The organism is Streptomyces sp. NBC_00637 (genome assembly GCF_045161545.1).
Classification (GTDB): Bacteria; Actinomycetota; Actinomycetes; order Streptomycetales; family Streptomycetaceae; genus Streptomyces.
On sequence record NZ_CP109046.1, the window covers coordinates 4,993,544 to 5,013,095 of the forward strand.

Annotated in this window: 15 protein-coding genes; 9 read left to right on the top strand and 6 right to left on the bottom strand. The window is 71.4% G+C overall.

Annotated elements, in window-relative coordinates:
• Positions 1 to 103: 103 nt before the first annotated feature.
• The 3 genes from OG440_RS21955 to OG440_RS21965 form a co-directional block, all read right to left on the bottom strand.
• Entirely contained in the window at positions 104 to 1,711 is a 1,608-nt protein-coding gene (locus tag OG440_RS21955; protein WP_406008499.1) for a cation acetate symporter, read from the bottom strand.
• Complete coding sequence (locus OG440_RS21960; protein WP_406008500.1) at positions 1,708 to 2,133, bottom strand: DUF485 domain-containing protein; 426 nt, start codon at positions 2,131 to 2,133, stop codon at positions 1,708 to 1,710. Before OG440_RS21960 ends, OG440_RS21955 begins: the two co-directional genes overlap by 4 nt.
• 434 nt (positions 2,134 to 2,567) lie before the next feature.
• Positions 2,568 to 4,133, bottom strand: coding sequence for an MFS transporter (locus OG440_RS21965; RefSeq protein ID WP_406008501.1), 1,566 nt, complete (start codon positions 4,131 to 4,133; stop codon positions 2,568 to 2,570).
• 423 nt (positions 4,134 to 4,556) lie between these two features.
• On the opposite strand from OG440_RS21965, the gene OG440_RS21970 reads away from it, so the two are divergent.
• From OG440_RS21970 to mfd, 3 genes are all read left to right on the top strand, one after another.
• Entirely contained in the window at positions 4,557 to 5,345 is a 789-nt protein-coding gene (locus OG440_RS21970; RefSeq protein WP_406008502.1) for an ABC transporter ATP-binding protein, read from the top strand.
• Entirely contained in the window at positions 5,342 to 7,921 is a 2,580-nt protein-coding gene (locus OG440_RS21975) for an ABC transporter permease (RefSeq protein WP_406008503.1), read from the top strand. Before OG440_RS21970 ends, OG440_RS21975 begins: the two co-directional genes overlap by 4 nt.
• A 424-nt stretch (positions 7,922 to 8,345) precedes the next feature.
• Positions 8,346 to 11,903: a transcription-repair coupling factor gene (gene mfd / locus OG440_RS21980; RefSeq protein WP_406008504.1), complete on the top strand. Its 3,558-nt coding sequence runs from the start codon at positions 8,346 to 8,348 to the stop codon at positions 11,901 to 11,903.
• Between the two features lie 128 nt (positions 11,904 to 12,031).
• On the opposite strand, the gene OG440_RS21985 is transcribed toward mfd, so the two are convergent.
• Positions 12,032 to 12,613: a TetR/AcrR family transcriptional regulator gene (locus tag OG440_RS21985; protein WP_406008505.1), complete on the bottom strand. Its 582-nt coding sequence runs from the start codon at positions 12,611 to 12,613 to the stop codon at positions 12,032 to 12,034.
• A 108-nt stretch (positions 12,614 to 12,721) separates the two neighbouring features.
• Between OG440_RS21985 and OG440_RS21990 the strand changes: the two genes are divergently transcribed.
• A complete protein-coding gene (locus OG440_RS21990; protein ID WP_406008506.1) occupies positions 12,722 to 13,684 on the top strand; it encodes an SCO6745 family protein in 963 nt (320 codons plus the stop codon).
• A gap of 177 nt (positions 13,685 to 13,861) precedes the next feature.
• On the opposite strand, the gene OG440_RS21995 is transcribed toward OG440_RS21990, so the two are convergent.
• Positions 13,862 to 14,050 (bottom strand): antitoxin, encoded by a 189-nt coding sequence (locus tag OG440_RS21995; RefSeq protein WP_406008507.1) that lies wholly within the window; start codon positions 14,048 to 14,050, stop codon positions 13,862 to 13,864.
• 192 nt (positions 14,051 to 14,242) lie between these two features.
• Between OG440_RS21995 and OG440_RS22000 the strand changes: the two genes are divergently transcribed.
• Together OG440_RS22000 and OG440_RS22005 are read left to right on the top strand one after the other, a co-directional pair.
• Positions 14,243 to 14,995: an HNH endonuclease family protein gene (locus OG440_RS22000; protein ID WP_406008508.1), complete on the top strand. Its 753-nt coding sequence runs from the start codon at positions 14,243 to 14,245 to the stop codon at positions 14,993 to 14,995.
• Positions 14,996 to 15,175: 180 nt separating this feature from the next.
• Positions 15,176 to 15,919 carry an N-acetyltransferase gene (locus tag OG440_RS22005; protein WP_406008509.1) on the top strand — a complete coding sequence of 248 codons (744 nt, stop codon included), beginning with the start codon at positions 15,176 to 15,178 and terminating at the stop codon, positions 15,917 to 15,919.
• Between the two features lie 90 nt (positions 15,920 to 16,009).
• Here OG440_RS22005 and OG440_RS22010 read toward each other — a convergent pair whose 3' ends face one another.
• Positions 16,010 to 16,411 carry a hypothetical protein gene (locus OG440_RS22010; RefSeq protein ID WP_406008510.1) on the bottom strand — a complete coding sequence of 134 codons (402 nt, stop codon included), beginning with the start codon at positions 16,409 to 16,411 and terminating at the stop codon, positions 16,010 to 16,012.
• 262 nt (positions 16,412 to 16,673) lie between these two features.
• Here OG440_RS22010 and OG440_RS22015 point away from each other — a divergent pair, with 262 nt between their 5' ends.
• The 3 genes from OG440_RS22015 (at position 16,674) to OG440_RS22025 (ending at position 19,541) form a co-directional block, all read left to right on the top strand.
• A complete protein-coding gene (locus OG440_RS22015; RefSeq protein ID WP_406008511.1) occupies positions 16,674 to 17,504 on the top strand; it encodes a glycoside hydrolase domain-containing protein in 831 nt (276 codons plus the stop codon).
• Between the two features lie 205 nt (positions 17,505 to 17,709).
• A complete protein-coding gene (locus OG440_RS22020; protein WP_406008512.1) occupies positions 17,710 to 18,354 on the top strand; it encodes a SurA N-terminal domain-containing protein in 645 nt (214 codons plus the stop codon).
• A gap of 191 nt (positions 18,355 to 18,545) precedes the next feature.
• Positions 18,546 to 19,541: a nucleoside triphosphate pyrophosphohydrolase gene (locus tag OG440_RS22025; protein WP_406008513.1), complete on the top strand. Its 996-nt coding sequence runs from the start codon at positions 18,546 to 18,548 to the stop codon at positions 19,539 to 19,541.
• Positions 19,542 to 19,552: the final 11 nt, after the last annotated feature.

The following is a 19,552-nucleotide window of genomic DNA, read 5'->3' on the forward strand; positions in this document are numbered from 1 at the left end:
GGGAGTCCGGGAGTCCGTGCTCGTCGTTCGGTCAGGGCGTCGGCAACCCGAGGACGGTGTGGACGAGCGGCCGCCGACGCGACACTCACCGTCCCCGCGCCGCTCACCCCTTGCGTACCGCGCCCGCCAGGATCCAGCCCTCCACCGCCTCGTACTGGCGGCGCTGCTCCTCCGCCTTGCGGCGGCCCGAGGCCACCGTGCCCAGCCAGCCGAAGGCGAAGCCCAGAGGGATGGTGACGATGCCCGTGGTGGTGAAGGGGAACCAGTTGAAGTCGGCTTCGGGGAAGGCGGAGACGGGCGACCCCGAGACCAAATTGGTGCCCGGCATGAGGATCAGCACGGACAGGGTGCCGCCGATCAGGGTGGCCAGCAGGCCCGTCCGGGTGTAGCGACGCCAGAAGAGGCTGTAGACCAGGGCGGGGGCGAGCGCCGAGGCGCCGAGGCAGAAGGAGAGGGTGACCAGCGGCTGGAGGCTGCGGTGCTGCACCTGGGTGGCGAGCAGGATCGTCGGGACGCCGACGGCCAGCGCCGACAGCCGGGCCAGGAGCATCTCGCGGCGCGCCGGCATCCGCGGGTCGCGGGCCGCGAAGACGTCGTGGGCAAGGGAGTTGGCGCAGGCGAGGATCATGCCGGCGACCGAGGCGAGCACGGTGAGGAAGATCGCCGTCGTGACCGTCGTGAAGAGGAGGGTCTCGGCCGTGGACACCTCACGGCCGAAGGCGGCCTGGGAGCCCAGCAGGTAGGCGGTGTTGCCCTGCGGGTCCGCCTGGGCGATCACCACGCGGCCGACCATCGCCGTCGCGCCGAACCCGACGACCGTCATGACCAGCACGAACAGTGCGACGCCGGAGACCGCCCAGGACATCGACCGGCGCACCTGACGGGCGCTGGAGGCGGTGTACATGCGCATGGTGATGTGCGGCAGACAGGCGCCGCCCAGCACCACCGACAACTGGGCGGTGATCATGTCGACGCGGGGGTAGGGGCCGCCGGCGAACTCCAGCCCGGAGCGCAGGAACGCGTCACCGACCCCGCTGTTCTCGGCCGCCGCGTCGAAGAGGTGGCCCGGGTTCCAGTCGAAGCGGTACAGGACGATCAGAGCGATCACGATGCCGGAGCCGAGCAGCGTCACGATCTTCAGCATCTGGATGAGGGCGGTGCCCTTCATGCCGCCGATCGCCGCGTAGCTGATCATCAGCACCCCCATGCAGACGACGCAGCCCGTCTTCACGGAGGCGCCGGAGAACCCCAGGATGAACGCGAGCAACTGACCGGTGCCGGCGAGCTGCACGAGCATCATCGGCAGCAGTGCGGCAAGCGTCACCGCGCACGCCGTGATGCGCACCGCCCGCCCCGGCATACGGCGGGCCAGCGCGTCGCCCATGGTGAACCGGCCCGCGTTGCGCAGCGGTTCGGCCAGCAGGAACATCAGCAGCATCAGGGAGAGGGCGGTGCTGAGGGCGAGGACGAAACCGTCGTAGCCGCACAGGGCGATCACCCCGCCGGTGCCCAGGACGGTGGCCGCCGAGATGTAGTCCCCCGCGATGGCCAGGCCGTTGCGCAGCGGGGACAGGGAGCGGTAGCCGGTGTAGAACTCGGCGAGGTCGTCGCGGTCGGGGCCGGTCATCACGCACAGCAGCAGCGTGATCGTGGCGATCGCGGTGAACGCGACGAGGGACATCGTCTGCGCGTTGTCGCTGAACTCCGTCATCGTCCGGCCTCCTTGGTACGGGTTCCGCGCGCGTCCCGCTTCGCGTCGATCTCGGAGAGTTTGCGGATGCGGTCCGCGAGCGGGTCCACGTGCCGGCGGGCGGTCCGCTCGTACAGGACGATCGCCAGGCAGGTGACCGGGAGTTGGAGCAGGCCGAGCAGCAGACCCGAGGGGAGGCCGGCGACCCTGCCGGTCATCAGGGACGGCGCGAACGCCGACAGCACCAGGAAGACGACGAAGTAGCCGAGCGCGGTGAGCGTGGCCACCCGCCGCTGGCGGCGGTAGGCGCCGCGCAGCACCCGCAGGTCGCTGTGGCGCCCCAGCGGGGCGTGGTCGGCCGGCCGGCGCCGGGGTGGTTCGGGTGGCCGGGGCGGCGGCTGCCATGGGTAGGTCGGGCCGGGGTGTGACGGGTCGTGTGACATCCCGTGCTCCTTGCGTGGCTCGGGTCCGTGGCGGCGGACCGCAGGGAGTGGGGGGTGGTGCGAGGGACGCACGTTACTCGGGAGTACGTCGGCTGCGAAGGGTTTTCACCGAACTGAGCGGTCGGTATGCGCTTACTGCACAAAACACCGCCTGACCTGGAGTGTTACCCGCGTTAACCACACGTTCGGTGGCTGCTCCGGTGCGCTTGGTGGCGATCGTGCGCACAGCGGCGGGCAGTCGGCGGGGGCTGGCTCATGGGCCGTCGGCCGGCCGGCCCGTCAGGTGCGGACGGCTGCCGCCGGCGGTGCGGACCGCCGGGGCGGGGCGGGCGGCAGGTGCGCCGGCCCGTCGGCCTGCCGGGTGTGTCAGCCCTCAGTCCTCAGCCTTCAGCCCTGAGCCTTCAGCCCCAGCCCTCGGTCCTTCCGTCCGTCGGTCAATCCGTCAGGACCGGAAACCGGCGTGGGGCCACGCACAGCAGCACCAGGAAGGCGAGCGCCGCCGCGCAGGCCGCGCCCAGATAGACGGCGTGCACGGCGCTCGCGACGGCGTCACGGACGGCGTCGGGCGCCGTGCCGGCGGCGAGGGCGCCGGTGACGGAGTCCAGATCGCCCGCGCCGCCCAGCCGGGCCGCGAGCACACCGTTGGCGACCGCGCCGAACACCGACGCGCCGACCGTCTGCCCGGTCTGACGGCAGAACAGCACGGACGCGGTCGTGGTGCCGCGTTCCGACCAGCCCACCGTCGACTGCACACCGACCAGGAGGGGGAGCTGGAAGAGGCCCAGCGCGGCGCCGAGCAGCAGCATCAGCAGGGCCGGCTGCCAGGCCTCGCCGGGATACGGCAGGAACGGGAACGCGAAGAGGATCAGCGTCGCCGCGCCGATGCCCAGCAGCGCGGTGTCGCGGAAGCCGATACGCCGGTAGACGTGCTGGCTGAGCGCGGCGGACAGCGGCCAGCTCAGCGTCCACACGGAGAGGACGAACCCGGCGGTCACCGGCTCCAGGCCCAGCACCGACTGGGCGTACGTCGGCAGGAACACCGTCGGGGCCACCATCAGCAGGCCCAGCGCGCCCAGCGCGAGGTTCACCGCCGCGATCGTGCGGCGGCGCCACACCCAGCCGGGGATGATCGGCTCCGCCGCCCGGCGTTCGATGACGACGACGAGCCCGGCCAGCGCCAGCCCGGTACCGAACAGGGCGAGCGACGGCCCCGACAGCCACGGCCACGCCACCCCGCCCTGCACCAGCGCGGTCAGCAGCACCCCGCCGCACGCGAACACCGCCAGCGCGCCCGCCCAGTCGACACGCGCGCGTGCACGCGTAGCGCCACGCGTCACGCGCGTACGCGACCCGCCACGCGCGCGTGCAGTGGTCTTCTGCCCGGTCGGCGACGACTGCCGTTGCGGCTCGTGCAGGTGACGGACTATCAGCCACAACGCCACCGCCCCGATGGGCAGGTTGACGAGGAAGATCCAGCGCCAGTCCGCGTAGGCGGCCAGCAGCCCGCCCAGTCCGGGCCCCGCGACCGCCGAGACCGCCCACACGGTGGACAGCTTCGACTGGATCTTCGGCCGCTCCTTCAGCGGATACAGGTCGGCGGCGAGCGTCTGCACCGTGCCCTGCAACGCCCCGCCGCCCAGGCCCTGCACGATGCGGAACGCGATCAGCGCGCCCATGTTCCAGGCCAGGGCGCACAGCAGCGAGCCGAGCAGGAAGAGGACCGCCCCGGCGACCAGCACCGGCTTGCGGCCGATGGTGTCGGACAGCTTGCCGTAGACGGGCAGCGTGACCGTCACGGCGAGCAGGTAGCCGGAGAACAGCCAGGAGAAGACGGAGAACCCGCCCAGGTCGCCGACGATCTGCGGAACGGCCGTGGAGACCACGGTGGAGTCGAGGGCGGCCAGCGCCATGGAGAGCATGAGGGCGGCGACGACCGCTCCCCGTCGGTGCGGTGCGGACGGCCGCGCGGCCTCCCGTGTCGCCGGTCTGACGTCCCCCACCTGATGCCTCCCCGTAGCCCCGTGCCCCCTGCACCTACCTGTCGGGGCTCAGCTTCCCACTTGACCCTCACGTCGCGGGAGGGTGGAGCCTGACGGGGCCGGAAGGTGGAGACAACCCCGAGTGAGCCTCCACCCCGCGGTGGACGGCCCCTAGGGGTATCTCCGTACTACGGCTCGGGGAGGGTTCGTACCGCCGGAGGAGGAGAAGGGCGGGGTCCCGTCCTTAACCTGGCTTTACGCCGCTGGGGGGCGGCCGGCACCACTTCCGGGGGGTGGGGTTAACCCCCCGGAAAGACGGGCCCGAGCACCAGCGCGAGGGACCCCCTTCCGCCGACAGACTCTTCGACGTAGCGCCTCACGCCAACCTTTGCTCATCCGATGCGCTGCTCATCCGCTTCAGGCATACGACATAGGAGACTTACCGTGACTTCGGCTGTGACCATTCCCAGGCACGGGGGCACTGGAGGGCGTACGGCCGTAGCCGCGCGGGCGCGGCAGGTCGTCAAGGCGTACGGGTCCGGTGAGACCCGCGTCGTCGCCCTGGACCACGTCGACGTGGACATCGTCCGCGGTCAGTTCACCGCGATCATGGGCCCCTCGGGGTCCGGCAAGTCCACGCTGATGCACTGCCTCGCCGGTCTCGACACCGTCTCGTCCGGGCAGATCTACCTGGACGAGACCGAGATCACCGGGCTCAAGGACAAGAAGCTCACCAAGCTGCGCCGGGACCGGATCGGGTTCATCTTCCAGGCGTTCAACCTGCTGCCCACGCTCAACGCGCTGGAGAACATCACGCTGCCGATGGACATCGCCGGCCGCAAGCCGGACCAGGCGTGGCTGAACCAGGTCGTGGAGACCGTCGGGCTCGCCGACCGCCTCAGGCACCGGCCCACCCAGCTCTCCGGCGGCCAGCAGCAGCGCGTCGCCGTGGCCCGCGCCCTCGCCGCCCGCCCGGAGATCATCTTCGGGGACGAGCCGACCGGAAACCTCGACTCGCGCGCGGGCGCCGAGGTCCTGGGCTTCCTGCGCCGCTCGGTGGACGAGCTGGGCCAGACCATCGTGATGGTCACGCACGACCCGGTGGCGGCCTCGTACGCGGACCGTGTGCTGTACCTCGCCGACGGCCGGATCGTCGACGAGATGTTCAAGCCGACCGCCGAGACCGTCCTGGACCGGATGAAGGACTTCGACGCGCGGGGGCGTACGTCATGACCGTCATGAAGACCTCGATGCGCAACTTCTACGCGCACAAGGGACGCATGGCCCTGTCGGCCGTGGCGGTCCTGCTGTCGGTGGCGTTCGTCTGCGGGACGCTCGTCTTCACCGACACGATGAACACGACCTTCGACAAACTCTTCGCCAGCACCTCCTCCGACGTGACGGTGAGCGCGAAGGGCGCCTCGGACACCGGCGAGACGACCTCCGGCAACGGCAAGCCGCCGGTCATGCCGGCCTCCGTGCTCGGCGCGGTCCGCAAGGCGGACGGCGTGAAGTCGGCGGAGGGGACGGTCTTCTCGACCTCCGCGACCGTCGTCGACGCCGACAAGGACAGCCTGTCGCCCTCCAGCGGCGCGCCCACCATCGTCGGCAACTGGAACGGCAACGACGCCCGCACCATGGAGATCACCGACGGCGCGGCGCCCAAGGGCTCCGACCAGGTGATGGTGGACGCGGACACCGCCGACAAGCACCACCTGAAGCTCGGCGACGAGATCGGCGTGATCACCGCGGTCGGTACCCACACCGCGAAGATCTCCGGCATCGCCGCCTTCCAGGTCACCAACCCCGGCGCGGCGATCTTCTACCTGGACACGAAGACCGCCCAGGAGGCCCTGGTCGGCGAGTCGAACGTCTACACGAACGTCAACGTGACGGCCGTGTCCGGCGTGAGCGACGCGCAGCTGAAGAAGAACGTGGCGGCCGAGATCGGCGCCGCCTACAAGGTGCAGACGGCCAAGGAGACCGCCGACGCCAACCGCGACAGCGTCGGGGGCTTCCTGGACGTGATGAAGTACGCGATGCTCGGCTTCGCCGGGATCGCCTTCCTCGTCGGCATCTTCCTGATCATCAACACCTTCTCCATGCTGGTCGCGCAGCGCACCCGGGAGATCGGCCTGATGCGGGCCATCGGCTCCAGCCGCAAGCAGGTCAACCGGTCCGTTCTCGCGGAGGCCCTGCTGCTGGGCGTGGTCGGCTCGCTCCTCGGCGTCGGCGCGGGCGTCGGCATCGCCGTCGGCCTGATGAAGCTCATGGGCATGACCGGCATGAACCTGTCCACGGACGACCTGACGGTCGCCTGGACGACCCCGGTGGTCGGCATGGTCCTCGGCATCGTCGTCACCGTGCTGGCGGCCTACCTCCCGGCCCGCCGGGCCGGCAAGGTCTCCCCGATGGCCGCGCTGCGCGACGCCGGCGCCCCCGCCGACGCCAAGGCGGGCGCCGTACGGGCCGTCATCGGCCTGCTCCTCACCGGCGCCGGCGGCTTCGGCCTCTACCTCGCCTCCGTCGCCGACAAGGCCGCCGAGGGCTCGCTCTGGCTGGGCCTGGGCGTGGTGCTGAGCCTGATCGGCTTCGTGGTGATCGGCCCGCTGCTGGCGGGTGCGGTCGTCCGGGTGCTGGGCGCGATCGTGCTGCGGGCCTTCGGCCCGGTCGGACGGATGGCGGAGCGCAACGCGCTGCGCAACCCGCGCCGTACCGGTGCCACGGGCGCGGCCCTGATGATCGGCCTCGCGCTGGTCGCCTGCCTGTCGGTGGTCGGCTCCTCGATGGTCGCCTCCGCCACGGAGGAGCTCGACAAGAGCGTCGGCACGGACTTCATCATCCAGAGCGACGGCGGTCAGCTGATGACCCCGCAGGCGGTGCGGGCCATCAAGGCGACGCCGGGCCTGGAGCGGGTCACCGAGTACAAGGCGACCCAGGCCGACTTCACCACGCCCGACGGCAAGACGCTCGACAAGACGGGGATCACGGCGGCCGACCCGAGCTACGCGACCGACCTGCGCGTCGAGACCGTCGCCGGCGACCTCACCGACGCCTACCGTCCCGACTCGATGTCCGTCCACGAGAAGTTCGCCAAGGACCACCGCGTCACCCTCGGTTCCAAGATCTCCGTCGCCTTCAAGGACGGCTCCACGGCCCGGCTGACGGTCCGCGCGATCACCAGTAGTGACGTCGTCATCGACCAGGGCGCGATGTACACCTCCATCGCCACCCTCCAGAAGTACGTCCCGGCCGACAAGCTGCCGCTCGACGACCTGGTCTTCGCCACGGCGAAGGACGGGCAGCAGGACGCCGCGTACACGGCCCTGAAGGCGGCGCTGCACGACTACCCGCAGTACACCGTCCGCGACCAGACCGACTACAAGCAGGAGCTCAAGGACCAGATCGGGCAGCTGCTGAACCTGATCTACGGCCTGCTCGCCCTCGCGATCATCGTCGCGGTCCTGGGTGTGGTGAACACCCTCGCCCTGTCGGTGGTGGAGCGCACCCGGGAGATCGGCCTGATGCGGGCGATCGGTCTCTCGCGCCGCCAGCTGCGCCGCATGATCCGCATGGAGTCGGTCGTCATCGCCCTCTTCGGTGCCCTCCTGGGCCTCGGTCTGGGCATGGGCTGGGGCGCCACCGCACAGCGGCTCCTCGCGCTCCAGGGTCTGAACGTCCTCGAGATCCCGTGGCCGACGATCATCGGCGTGTTCATCGGCTCCGCCTTCGTGGGCCTGTTCGCCGCACTGATCCCGGCGTTCCGCGCGGGCCGCATGAACGTCCTGAACGCGATCGCGACGGACTAGCCCCACCCGAACCAGCCCATCCGAACCAGTCCATCCGAACCAGTCCCACCCGAACCAGCCCGGCACCGAGAAGAACGGGGGTCTTCTCGGTGCCGGGCTCTTTCGCGTTCTCCGGCCGGTCCGGCGCCTGTTCGTTCAGCCGGTCCGGCGCTCGAGCACGAGGTTGTCCAGGCCGAGGCGGGGGTCCGGGGGCGGCAGCCGCCGGGGCGGGAAAGGGCAGGGGCGGCGGGGGCGAGGAACGTCCCGCACAACCCCACCGCCCCCCCGGGTTGTCCACAGCCCCCGGCGAACGATCCCGCCCCGACGTACGCTGGACACCCCCGGCCCGTGACACGCGTCGGGCCCTTCGCGTTGCCCACCCCGGACCCCGGTACGCCCGCCCCCGGACGCACCCCGGCCCCTCGGACGGAAAGCCCAGCCCTCCATGAGCCTGCACGGTCTGCTCGACGCCGTCGTCAAGGACACCGCCCTCGCGGAAGCGATCCCCGCGGCCGCCGACGGCAACCGCATGCACGTCGACCTGGTCGGCCCCCCGGCGGCCCGCCCGTTCGCCATCGCCGCCCTCGCCCGCGAGACCGGCCGCACGGTCCTCGCGGTGACGGCCACCGGCCGCGAGGCCGAGGACCTGGCCGCGGCCCTGCGCTCGCTGCTCCCGCCGGACGGCGTGGTGGAGTACCCCTCCTGGGAGACGCTCCCGCACGAGCGGCTCAGCCCGCGCAGCGACACCGTCGGCCGCCGTCTCGCCATCCTGCGCCGACTGGCCCACCCGCGCCCCGACGACCCGGAGACCGGCCCTGTCTCGGTCGTCGTGGCGCCCGTCCGCTCGGTACTCCAGCCGCAGGTCAAGGGTCTCGGCGACCTGGAACCCGTGGCGCTGCGCACCGGCCGGACCGCCGACCTGAACGAGATCGTCGAAGCCCTCGCCGCAGCCGCCTACGCGCGCGTGGAGCTCGTCGAGAAGCGTGGCGAGTTCGCCGTACGCGGCGGCATCCTGGACGTGTTCCCGCCCACCGAGGAACACCCCCTGCGCGTCGAGTTCTGGGGCGACGACGTCGAGGAGATCCGCTACTTCAAGGTCGCCGACCAGCGCTCGCTGGAAGTCGCCGAACACGGCCTGTGGGCCCCGCCGTGCCGTGAACTCCTGTTGACGGACGAGGTGCGCACGCGTGCGCGTGCCCTCACCGAGGAACACCCCGAGCTGGGCGAACTGCTCGGCAAGATCGCCGAGGGCATCGCCGTCGAGGGCATGGAGTCCCTGGCCCCGGTGCTGGTCGACGACATGGAGCTGCTGCTCGACGTCCTGCCCAAGGGCGCCATGGCCGTCGTCTGCGACCCGGAGCGGGTACGCACGCGTGCCACCGATCTCGTGGCGACGTCCCAGGAGTTCCTCCAGGCGTCCTGGGCGGCCACCGCCGGCGGTGGCGAGGCTCCCATCGACGTCGGCGCGGCCTCCCTGTGGTCCATCGCCAACGTCCGTGACCACGCGCGCGAGCTGGACATGATGTGGTGGTCGGTGTCGCCGTTCGCGGCCGACGAGTCGTTCACGGAGGCCGATGACGCGGCCGGGTCCGCCGACACGCTGAAGCTGGGCATGCACGCCCCGGAGACCTACCGCGGCGACACCGCGAAGGCGCTGGCCGACACCAAGGGCTGGCTGGCCGACGGCTGGCGCGTCGCCTTCGTCACCGAGGCCCACGGCCCGGCGGCCCGCACCGTCGAGGTGCTCGGCGGCGAGGGCGTCGCGGCCCGTCTGGACGCGGACCTGGCCGAGCTCACGCCGTCCGTGGTGCACGTCTCCTGCGGCTCGATCGACTACGGCTTCGTCGACCCGGCGCTCCGCCTCGCCGTCCTCACGGAGACCGACCTGACCGGCCAGAAGGCGGCCGGCAAGGACGGCGCGCGGATGCCCGCGCGCCGCAGGAAGACCATCGACCCGCTCACCCTGGAGGCGGGCGACTACATCGTCCACGAACAGCACGGCGTGGGCCGCTACATCGAGATGGTGCAGCGCACCGTCCAGGGCGCCACGCGCGAGTACCTGGTCGTGGAGTACGCGCCCGCCAAGCGCGGCCAGCCCGGCGACCGTCTCTACATCCCCACCGACCAGCTGGAGCAGATCACCAAGTACGTCGGCGGTGAGGCCCCCACGCTGCACCGGCTCGGCGGCGCGGACTGGACGAAGACCAAGGCGCGCGCCAAGAAGGCGGTCAAGGAGATCGCCGCCGACCTGATCAAGCTGTACAGCGCGCGGATGGCGGCCCCCGGCCACGCCTTCGGCACGGACACCCCCTGGCAGCGCGAACTGGAGGACGCCTTCCCCTACGCGGAGACGCCCGACCAGCTCACCACCATCGCCGAAGTCAAGGACGACATGGAGAAGACGGTCCCGATGGACCGCCTGATCTGCGGCGACGTCGGCTACGGCAAGACGGAGATCGCCGTCCGGGCCGCCTTCAAGGCCGTCCAGGACGGCAAGCAGGTCGCCGTCCTCGTGCCCACCACCCTCCTCGTGCAGCAGCACTTCGGCACGTTCAGCGAGCGGTACGCGCAGTTCCCGGTGAACGTCAGGGCGCTGTCCCGCTTCCAGACGGACACCGAGGCGAAGGCCACCCTGGAAGGGCTGCGCGAGGGCGCGGTGGACATCGTCATCGGCACCCACCGCCTGTTCTCCTCCGAGACGAAGTTCAAGGACCTCGGCCTGGTCATCGTCGACGAGGAGCAGCGCTTCGGCGTCGAGCACAAGGAGCAGCTGAAGAAGCTGCGCGCGAACGTCGACGTCCTGACGATGTCGGCGACGCCGATCCCCAGAACCCTGGAGATGGCGGTGACCGGCATCCGCGAGATGTCGACGATCACCACACCGCCGGAGGAGCGCCACCCGGTGCTCACCTTCGTCGGACCCTACGAGCAGAAGCAGATCGGCGCCGCCATCCGCCGCGAACTGCTGCGCGAGGGGCAGGTCTTCTACATCCACAACCGGGTCGAGTCGATCGACCGCGCGGCGGCGAAACTGCGCGAGATCGTGCCCGAGGCGCGCATCGCCACCGCCCACGGCCAGATGTCGGAGACGGCGCTGGAACAGGTCGTCGTCGACTTCTGGGAGAAGAAGTTCGATGTGCTCGTCTCGACGACGATCGTCGAGTCCGGCATCGACATCTCCAACGCGAACACGCTGATCGTGGAACGCGGAGACACCTTCGGGCTGTCCCAGCTGCACCAGCTGCGCGGCCGGGTCGGACGAGGGCGCGAGCGGGGTTACTCCTACTTCCTCTACCCCCCGGAGAAGCCCCTCACGGAGACCGCCCACGAGCGTCTCGCCACCATCGCCCAGCACACCGAGATGGGCGCGGGCATGTACGTGGCGATGAAGGACCTGGAGATCCGGGGCGCCGGAAACCTGCTCGGCGGCGAACAGTCCGGTCACATCGCGGGCGTCGGTTTCGACCTGTACGTCCGGATGGTCGGCGAGGCCGTCGCGGACTACCGGCGTCAGCTGGAGTCCGGCGGCGTCGAGGAGGAGCCGCCGCTCGAGGTCAAGGTCGAACTGCCCGTCGACGCGCACGTCCCGCACGACTACGCGCCCGGCGAGCGGCTGCGCCTCCAGGCCTACCGGTCCATCGCCTCCGCCAACTCGGAGGAGGACGTCAAGGCGGTCCGCGAGGAACTCGTCGACCGCTACGGCAAGTTGCCGGAACCGGTGGAGAACCTGCTGCTGGTGGCGGGGCTGCGCATGCTGGCACGCGCGTGTGGCGTCGGCGAGATCGTGCTCCAGGGCGCCAACATCCGCTTCGCGCCGGTGGAGTTGCGCGAGTCCCAGGAACTGCGGCTCAAGCGGCTGTACCCCGGGACCGTCATCAAGCCGGCCGCGCACCAGATCATGGTGCCCCGCCCGAAGACCGCGAAGGTCGGCGGCAGGCCGCTGGTCGGACGCGAACTGCTGGCCTGGGTCGGCGAGTTGCTGGCTTCGGTGCTGGGGTCGTAGGCCCGCGGTCGCGTGTCGCGGTCCGTGCCGCGTGCGGGGGTACGGCCGTTTCCCGGGCCACCGGTCGGATCCGTCCGCCGGTGGCCTGCCGGTGACCAGCCGATGGCCCGCCGTTGGCCCCGCCCGTCTCAGGCCGACGGGAACAGCACCATCGGCAGCGCGCGGAGCACCTCCTCGGGGTCGTCGTCGCCCAGGAGGCGGTCGAGGTTGTGGCCGAGCAGGAGGGTGGCGAAGCCGTGGGCCAGGGACCAGGCGGCGATACGGGCCAGTCGGGCGTCCGAGCCGTCCGCGCCGTTTGTGCCGCCCCCGGTGGGTGCGGAGGTGGCGATGGCGTCGGTCAGGGCGGCGGCCGACAGGGCGCGGGCCGTGGTCAGCTCCAGGTCGTCGGCGCGCAGCAGTTCGGGTGCGAACATCACCTGGAAGTGCGCCGGGTGTTCGCGCGCGAAGCGGACGTAGCGCACGCCCGCGTCCCGTAGATCCGTCGCCTCCGCCAGCGCGGTGGCCAGCAGCCCGTGCCCCTCCGCCGCGATCGCCGTCAGCAGACCCGTGCGGTCCCGGAAGTGGTGGGCCGGCGCCGCGTGCGAGACACCGGCGCGGCGGGCCAGGTCGCGCAGGCTCAGCCCGGTGGGGCCGTCGGTGGCGATGACGTCCAGGGCGGCGGCCAGGATGGCGCGCCGGAGGTCACCGTGATGGTAGGGGCGGTCGCTCATGGACAGCAGCGTACGCGGTATCTAGACATTGACAAGTTCGCGAGGTTCCGGCAATCTTGTCAGTGTCAAGTTGTGGCCGATGTCCGAACGCGACGAGGGGGAGCCGTCATGTCCGAGAATCACGAGCACCAGGCAGCCGAGAAGGCCGACCACTACGAACGGGACGAGCGGGGCGAGCGGTTCGGGCGGCAGGACGCACGGGGGGAACAGGTCGCTCCGGCGCAGGCGCGCAGGCTCTGGCATCTGCTGGAGCCGCTGCACGCGGTGGTCTACTACGCGCCGGAGGTCTTCGAGGAGGCCGGTGCGCTCGGCTACTCGACCGAGGAGCGCTGGGGGAGCTACTTCCCGTTCCGTGCCGCCCCGTTGGGCCCGGTGAGTGCCGAGGCGGTGACCTCCGCCTTCTACAGTTTCCAGCCCGGCATGGTCGCCCGGTACGTCGAGGACGCCTGGAAGGTCGCCACCCCCGAAGCCGCCCTGGCGGCGCGACGGAGAGGCGTCGACCGCCTGTACCGCAAGCTGTTCGGCGACCTGGTGGACGGCCCCGAACTGGCCGAGGCCGCCGCTCTCGCCCGCCGAGCCGCCGCGGCGACCGTCACGGCAGGGCGCCCCCTGGCCTCGGCCAACGCCGCGCTGGAGTGGCCGAGCGAGCCCCACCTCCAGCTCTGGCAGGCGGCGACCGTCCTGCGGGAGCACCGTGGCGACGGTCATCTCGCCGCCCTGCTCATCGCCGGCCTCGATCCGGTCGAGGCGCTGGTGTCCTTCGCCGCGACAGGCGCCGCGTCCGTCGAGCGCTTCCGAAGCCGTGGCTGGACCCGCGAGGAGTGGGCGGCGGCGGGTGAGCGGCTCGCGGCCAGAGGGCTCCTCGAGCCTGACGGTACGGCGACGGAGGCGGGGCGTGACCTGCGCAGCCGCGTCGAGGACGACACCGACCGGCTGGCCCTGGGCCCCTGGCAGGCACTCGGGCCGCACCGCACGGAACGGCTGGCCGCACTCCTCGGCGACTACTGGGTCGCGGTGCTGGGATCCGGACTGCTGCCCTCGGAGTCGACGCTCGGCATAGGCCGGGTGTGAGCTTCGCGCCCGCTCCTCCCGAGGTGGGGCGAAGCCGCCCGCGGCGGACTCGCTCCGCGCGGACGGCCTCAAGCGCCGGGTGATGTCGGGTGGTGGCGGTGGCTCGGCTCAGCCCCGCAAGTCCTCGGGCCGGGCTGCGGCCGAGTGCTGCGGCCGGCTCCGGGGCGAGACCGCGGGCTAAGGCTGGTCGGGCGGCCGTTCCTCGTCCATGCCGAGCCGCTCGTGCAGCTTCCGCTGCCCGGAGTCGACCTGGGACTCGTACTTGTTGCCCGTCTTCTCGTTCGCCTTCCGCTCCGCGACGTCGGACATGTCCCTGGCCTTGTCCTGTGCCGCCTTGTTGCCCTTGAACCTGTCGAGGATGCCCATCCAGAGCTCCTTCCGGGAGGAGGTGACTCTCCATCGACGATATTCCCGATAAGTGCGGTATGCCCACTTGGGTCGGTGGTGGTCTGGACCTCCCGACTGCCTCCGAGCGCCCCCTCGCTACGGTGTGTGCCAGTGCCCGTCAGGGGAAAGCGCCCCTTGCGGGGTGGCGTCGGGCTGGCAGGGGAGGGGCGCGTGAGGCGTCTGAGGGGTGGGGCGGCGGTTGCCGCCGTGCTGATGTGTGCCGTTTCGGTGGCCGGGTGCAAGGAGACGGTCACCGGCTCGGACTCCGGTACCGGATCCGGTGGTGCGGGAGCTACGGCGGGGGGCGGAGCGGGGAGCGGCGGAGCGGCTCTCGCGGCGGCCGAGTCGCTGACCGTGAAAGGGCGGGCGCCCAAGACCGGCTACGACCGGGAGAAGTTCGGCACCGCCTGGGCGGACACCGACTCGAACTCCTGCGACACCCGTGACGACATACTCAAACGGGATCTGGACGAGGTGAAGTTCACCGGCGGCGCGTGCAAGGTGTCCTACGGCGTGCTGGAGTCGGACCCGTACTCCGGCAAGGACGTGACGTACCGGCGGGGCAGCAGCAAGGTCGACATCGATCACATCGTCGCTCTGTCGGACGCCTGGCAGAAGGGCGCCAAGTACTGGGACGCCGGCAAGCGGATAGCTCTCGCCAACGATCCGCTCAACCTCCTGGCCGTCGACGCGAGCACCAACCGTTCCAAGGGGGACGGAGACACGGCGACCTGGCTGCCGCCCAACAAGGCCTACCGGTGCACGTACGTCGCGGCGCAGGTCGCCGTGAAGAAGAAGTACGAACTGTGGGTCACCGCGGCGGAGAAGTCCGCGATGGAGGAGGTCCTCGAGACCTGCCCCGCCCAGAAACTCCCCGCCGGGGGCAACCCCACGAAGGCGCCGGAGCGCTTCCACGCGGGGTGAGCGGCACCGGCGCGACGGCGGCACCCGTCGAGGCCGGTGCCGAGGGCGATGCGGAAGCCTGTGCCAAGGGCGGTGCCGAAGGCGAGGCTGGGGCCGGTGCCGCCGCAGCCCGGAGCCGTCGCAGCCCGGGGCCGCCGAAATCCGGTGCCGCCCGTTCGTCTCCTCGCCTACCGTGACCGTATGGAACTGAAGGTGTCCAGCCTCGCGGACCGTCCCGACATGCTCGGCCCGGTCCAGGACATGCCCGACACCTGGCCGGAGTTCGCGACACAGGACCCGGTGGGCAACGCGCACTACGGGCGGATCCCGGTCGAGTTCCCGGAGTACGTCCTGTTCGCGCAGGACGAGCGGGGGCAGGTCGTCGCCCATGCCTACAGCGTGCCGTTCGCCCTGCACACCGAAGGGCGGGGCGAACTGCCCGCCCGGGGCTGGGACCAGGTGCTCGTCTGGGCCTTCGCCGACCAGCGCAGCGGGGCCCGGCCCGACACGGTGAGCGCGATCTCGATCGTCATCGCCCCGCACGCGCAGGGCCTCGGCCTGTCCGGGCGGATGCTCACGGCGATGCGGGACGGCGCCCGGGCGAAGGGCTTCACCGAGGTCGTGGCCCCGGTCCGGCCGAACGCCAAGCATCTCGAGCCGCGTGTTCCGATCGAGGAGTACGCGCACCGGGTGCGGGAGGACGGGCTGCCGTACGACCCGTGGCTGCGGGTGCACGTCCGGGCGGGCGCGAGCATCGAGCGGGTCGCGCCGGCGTCGATGACGGTGGCGGGTTCGCTGGCGGAGTGGCGCCGCTGGACCGGGCTGCCCTTCGACGCGCGGGGCGACGTCGAGGTGCCCGGCGCGCTGGTCCCGGTGCGGTGCGAGCCGGAGCGGGACTACGCGGTGTACGTCGAGCCCAACGTGTGGATGCGGCACCCCCTCTGAGGCGGGCGCCGCGATGCCTGCCGGCGCCGGCGGTGCCCCAGGGACTTCCTCGCCCGCGCCGCCTGAGGGTCGGGCCGTCCCTCGCAGGTCCTAACGGCCGTAGGGGTACCCCTGCTGGTACGGCTGGCCCTGCGGGGCCATGGGCGCTCCGTACGCCGGCTGGGCGGCCGGGATCTTCTTGTCGAACACCGCGGACAGCAGCAGCACCGTCCCCGTCAGCAGGGTCACCAGGATGGCGATGCCGAAGAAGGCGTCACCGTCGCCGTCGGGCGTCATCACCGCCCACGGCAGGATCAGGCACTCGTACAGCGCGAACGAGCCGAAGGCCACCCAGTCCGAGGAGAGGCCGCGGCGGACCGCCACGTAGAGGAAGGGCACCCAGACCAGGAAGCCCAGCGAGACCCAGACCAGCAGCACCCAGGCGAGCCGCTGGAACCAGCCGGCCGTCAGTTGTCTCTCCGCGCGCGTGGTCGGCACCGTCGGCATCGTCATGTCGTCCCCCAAGTAAGCAGAGGGCCAGGGTAGGACACCGGCGGCCCTCTCCAGGCCGTCGCTTCTTTACTGTGACATGAGCGAATCTTGTCGCTATGGGGGCCCTGTGTTTCCCGAGCGCTGGGATGCCACGGGTTACGGTGCGATCCGTTCGGTGCGGACGTCGAGTCGACACCGTATCGTCGCACCGATCAGGGGACTTCGACGGGCGCCGCCGTACGCGGCCGGAGCGCCGTACACACAGACGAACGATGGGGTGGGGATGGCCGAGCACCGGCAGTCCAGAAAGCGCAGATACATCACGTGGGGCGTGGCCGGCGCGGCCGTCCTCGCGGGGGCCGGGATAGCGGCGCAGACCTCGATGGCGGCCACCACCTGGCCCGCCCAGAAGACGTACACCGGCCGGGCCTTCGACGCCTGCACCGCGCCCTCGCAGGCCGCGATGAAGGCCTGGAAGACCGACGGCTACTACGGGGGCGCCGCCGTCTACGTCGGCGGCAAGAACCGCGGCTGCGCGCAGCCCAACCTGACCGCCTCCTGGGTGAAGTCGGTCAACACGGCCGGATGGAAGCTGATCCCGCTCTACGTCGGCGCCCAGCCGCCCTGCCAGACGGGCTCCAGCCCCGAGAAGATCACCGCCGCCACGGCCACCTCCCTGGGCGCGACCGACGGCGCGGACGCGGTCGCCAAGGCCGCGGCGCTCGGCATGAAGGCCGGCAGCCCGATCTACCTCGACATGGAGGCGTACGACATCACCGACAAGGCGTGCAACGACGCCGTGCTGGCGTATGTGCGCTCCTTCACCAAGACGCTGCGCGCCAAGGTCTACCGGGGCGGGTACTACGGCTTCAGCAGTTCCAGCGCCAAGGCCATCGCCACCGCCACGAACAAGACGGACCTGCCGGGCAACCTCTGGTACGCGCTGTGGGACAAGAAGGACACCACGACCACCGACTGGCCGTGGGGCGCCACCCAGTTCACCAACCACAGCCGCGGTCACCAGTACCTGGTCAACAGCAAGGAGACCCGCGGCGGTTACACGATCACCGTGGACCGCGACGCGTGGGACGCGCCGGTCGCCATCGTCGGCTGAACCGGATCACCCGAGGCCGTCGAGCACGCGGTGGACGCGCAGGGCTGAGCCCTCGCACCGAAGAGCGGGCGACGAGCGGGCGCGGCGGTGCCCGAAGTCTCGGTGAATCGTTGGTCGAATGGGTTGGCCCCAGCCGTCCCACTGCCTAACATCGATCACCGCAAGACTTTGTGCACCGTCGCACAATCTCCTCGGGAGGTTTCCCTTGCACCGCCGCCGTCGCACCGCGCTCCTGCTGTCCGCCGCGATCATGGCGGCCCCTCTCCTCACCGCCTGCGGGAACGACACGCATCCCGGTGCCGCGGCCGTCGTCGGCGGCCAGCGGATCACCGTCGCGCAGCTGGAGAGCCGGGTGAACGAGGTGCGCGCCGCCCAGCGGGCAGCGGTCACCGACGACGCCCAGTACGCGCAGGCCGTCGCCCAGACCGGCTCCCTCGCCCGCGACACCCTGCACGGCATGGTCCTGGACAAGGTGTTGCACCGCGCCGCCGAGGACGCGGGCATCACCGTCAGCCGTCGGGAGGTCCAGGAGATGCGGGCCGGACTGGAACAGCAGGCGGGCGGCGCGCAGGGCCTCGAGACGGCGTGGCTCCAGCAGTACGGCATTCCGCCGCAGCGCCTCGACGAGAACCTGCGCCTCCAGCTGGAGGCCCAGAAACTCGCCACCGAGCTCGGCACGAACACCAGCCAGCCCGCCTTCTGGAACGCGCTGTCCAAGGCCTCCAAGGCCCTCGACGTCGACCTCAACCCGCGCTACGGGAACTGGGACGCGCAGAAGGTCGCCCGCGTCGACGCGAAGACGCCCTGGGTGCGGGAGATCTCCACGGCGGGGACACAGCAGACCACGTGACCACGTGACCAGGTGACGACGTGATCACGCGTCTCCGCGACCCCGCGACCCCGCGTCTCCGCGACCCCGCGTCTCCGCGACCCCGCGATCACGGGGCGACACGGCGACGTGACCATGTGATCGTACGACCGGCCGGTTCGCCTGTGGATAACTCGCGGGGTCCGTCGGCGGGTGTGGGTTACGTTCGGGGTGTGAACGCAATCAGCTCCGCCGACGCCGACGCCGCAGTCACCGCCCCGGGCCGTGTCGTCCTGCTCACCACCAGCCACCGGGTCGCCCCCGGCCTGCTGTCCTGGCCCGCCTGGCAGGCGCTGCGCACGGCGGACCGGGTGCTGTGCGCGGACGGCGCGCATCCGCAGCTGCCCTATCTGTGCGACGCCGGCATCACCGTCGACGAGACCTCCCCGACCGCCGAGGAACTCCTCGCCGCCTGCGCCGACGGCCGCACGGTCGTGGTCGTGGCCACCGGGGAGGGCGAACCGGCCCTCACCGACGGCCTGGCCCGCCTGGCCGGCTCCGGCCGAGTGTCCATGCCCGAGCTGGAACTGCTCCCCGCCTCCTACGACCTCCCCGGCGCCCGGCTCCTCGACCTGGTCCAGGTCATGGACCGGATCCGCGTCGAATGCCCGTGGTCCTCCCGGCAGACCCACAAGGGGCTGGCGAAATACGCGGTCGAGGAGTCGTACGAGCTGGTCGAGGCGATCGAGGACGGTGACCACGACGAACTGCGCGAGGAGCTGGGCGACGTCCTGCTCCAGGTCGTCTTCCACGCCCGCATCGCCGAGGAGGACGAGGAGTCCCCGTTCTCCGTGGACGACGTCGCGGGCACGATCGTCGCCAAGCTCATCCACCGCCACCCCCATGTCTTCGGCGACGCCACGGCCACCACCCCGGAGGAGGTGAAGGAGCACTGGCTGCGCACGAAGGCGGCGGAGAAGCGGCGGGAGTCGGTGACCGACGGCGTCCCCCTCCACCAGCCCGGCCTGGCCCTCGCAGCGAAACTGGTGTCCCGGGCCCGCACGGCACGACTGGAGGTGCCGCTGCCGGCGGCCCAGGGCATCGGCTACGAACTGCTCGCCCTGGCGGCGCGAGCCGAGTCGGAGGGCGTCGACCCGGAGGCGGCGCTGCGCGCGGCGGCCCGGGCGTACCGCGACGCGATCCGGGCTGTCGAGGGCGTCGACGGTTAGTCACGTGGATT

What these genes read in the sequence shown, in the direction of transcription:
- OG440_RS21955 (WP_406008499.1), bottom strand. Translation starts at nt 1,711, where the DNA reads ATGACGGAGTTCAGCGACAACGCGCAGACGATGTCCCTCGTCGCGTTC.
- OG440_RS21960 (WP_406008500.1), bottom strand. Translation starts at nt 2,133, where the DNA reads ATGTCACACGACCCGTCACACCCCGGCCCGACCTACCCATGGCAGCCG.
- OG440_RS21975 (WP_406008503.1), top strand. Translation starts at nt 5,342, where the DNA reads ATGACCGTCATGAAGACCTCGATGCGCAACTTCTACGCGCACAAGGGA.
- mfd (WP_406008504.1), top strand. Translation starts at nt 8,346, where the DNA reads ATGAGCCTGCACGGTCTGCTCGACGCCGTCGTCAAGGACACCGCCCTC.
- OG440_RS21985 (WP_406008505.1), bottom strand. Translation starts at nt 12,613, where the DNA reads ATGAGCGACCGCCCCTACCATCACGGTGACCTCCGGCGCGCCATCCTG.
- OG440_RS21990 (WP_406008506.1), top strand. Translation starts at nt 12,722, where the DNA reads ATGTCCGAGAATCACGAGCACCAGGCAGCCGAGAAGGCCGACCACTAC.
- OG440_RS21995 (WP_406008507.1), bottom strand. Translation starts at nt 14,050, where the DNA reads ATGGGCATCCTCGACAGGTTCAAGGGCAACAAGGCGGCACAGGACAAG.
- OG440_RS22005 (WP_406008509.1), top strand. Translation starts at nt 15,176, where the DNA reads ATGGAACTGAAGGTGTCCAGCCTCGCGGACCGTCCCGACATGCTCGGC.
- OG440_RS22010 (WP_406008510.1), bottom strand. Translation starts at nt 16,411, where the DNA reads ATGACGATGCCGACGGTGCCGACCACGCGCGCGGAGAGACAACTGACG.
- OG440_RS22015 (WP_406008511.1), top strand. Translation starts at nt 16,674, where the DNA reads ATGGCCGAGCACCGGCAGTCCAGAAAGCGCAGATACATCACGTGGGGC.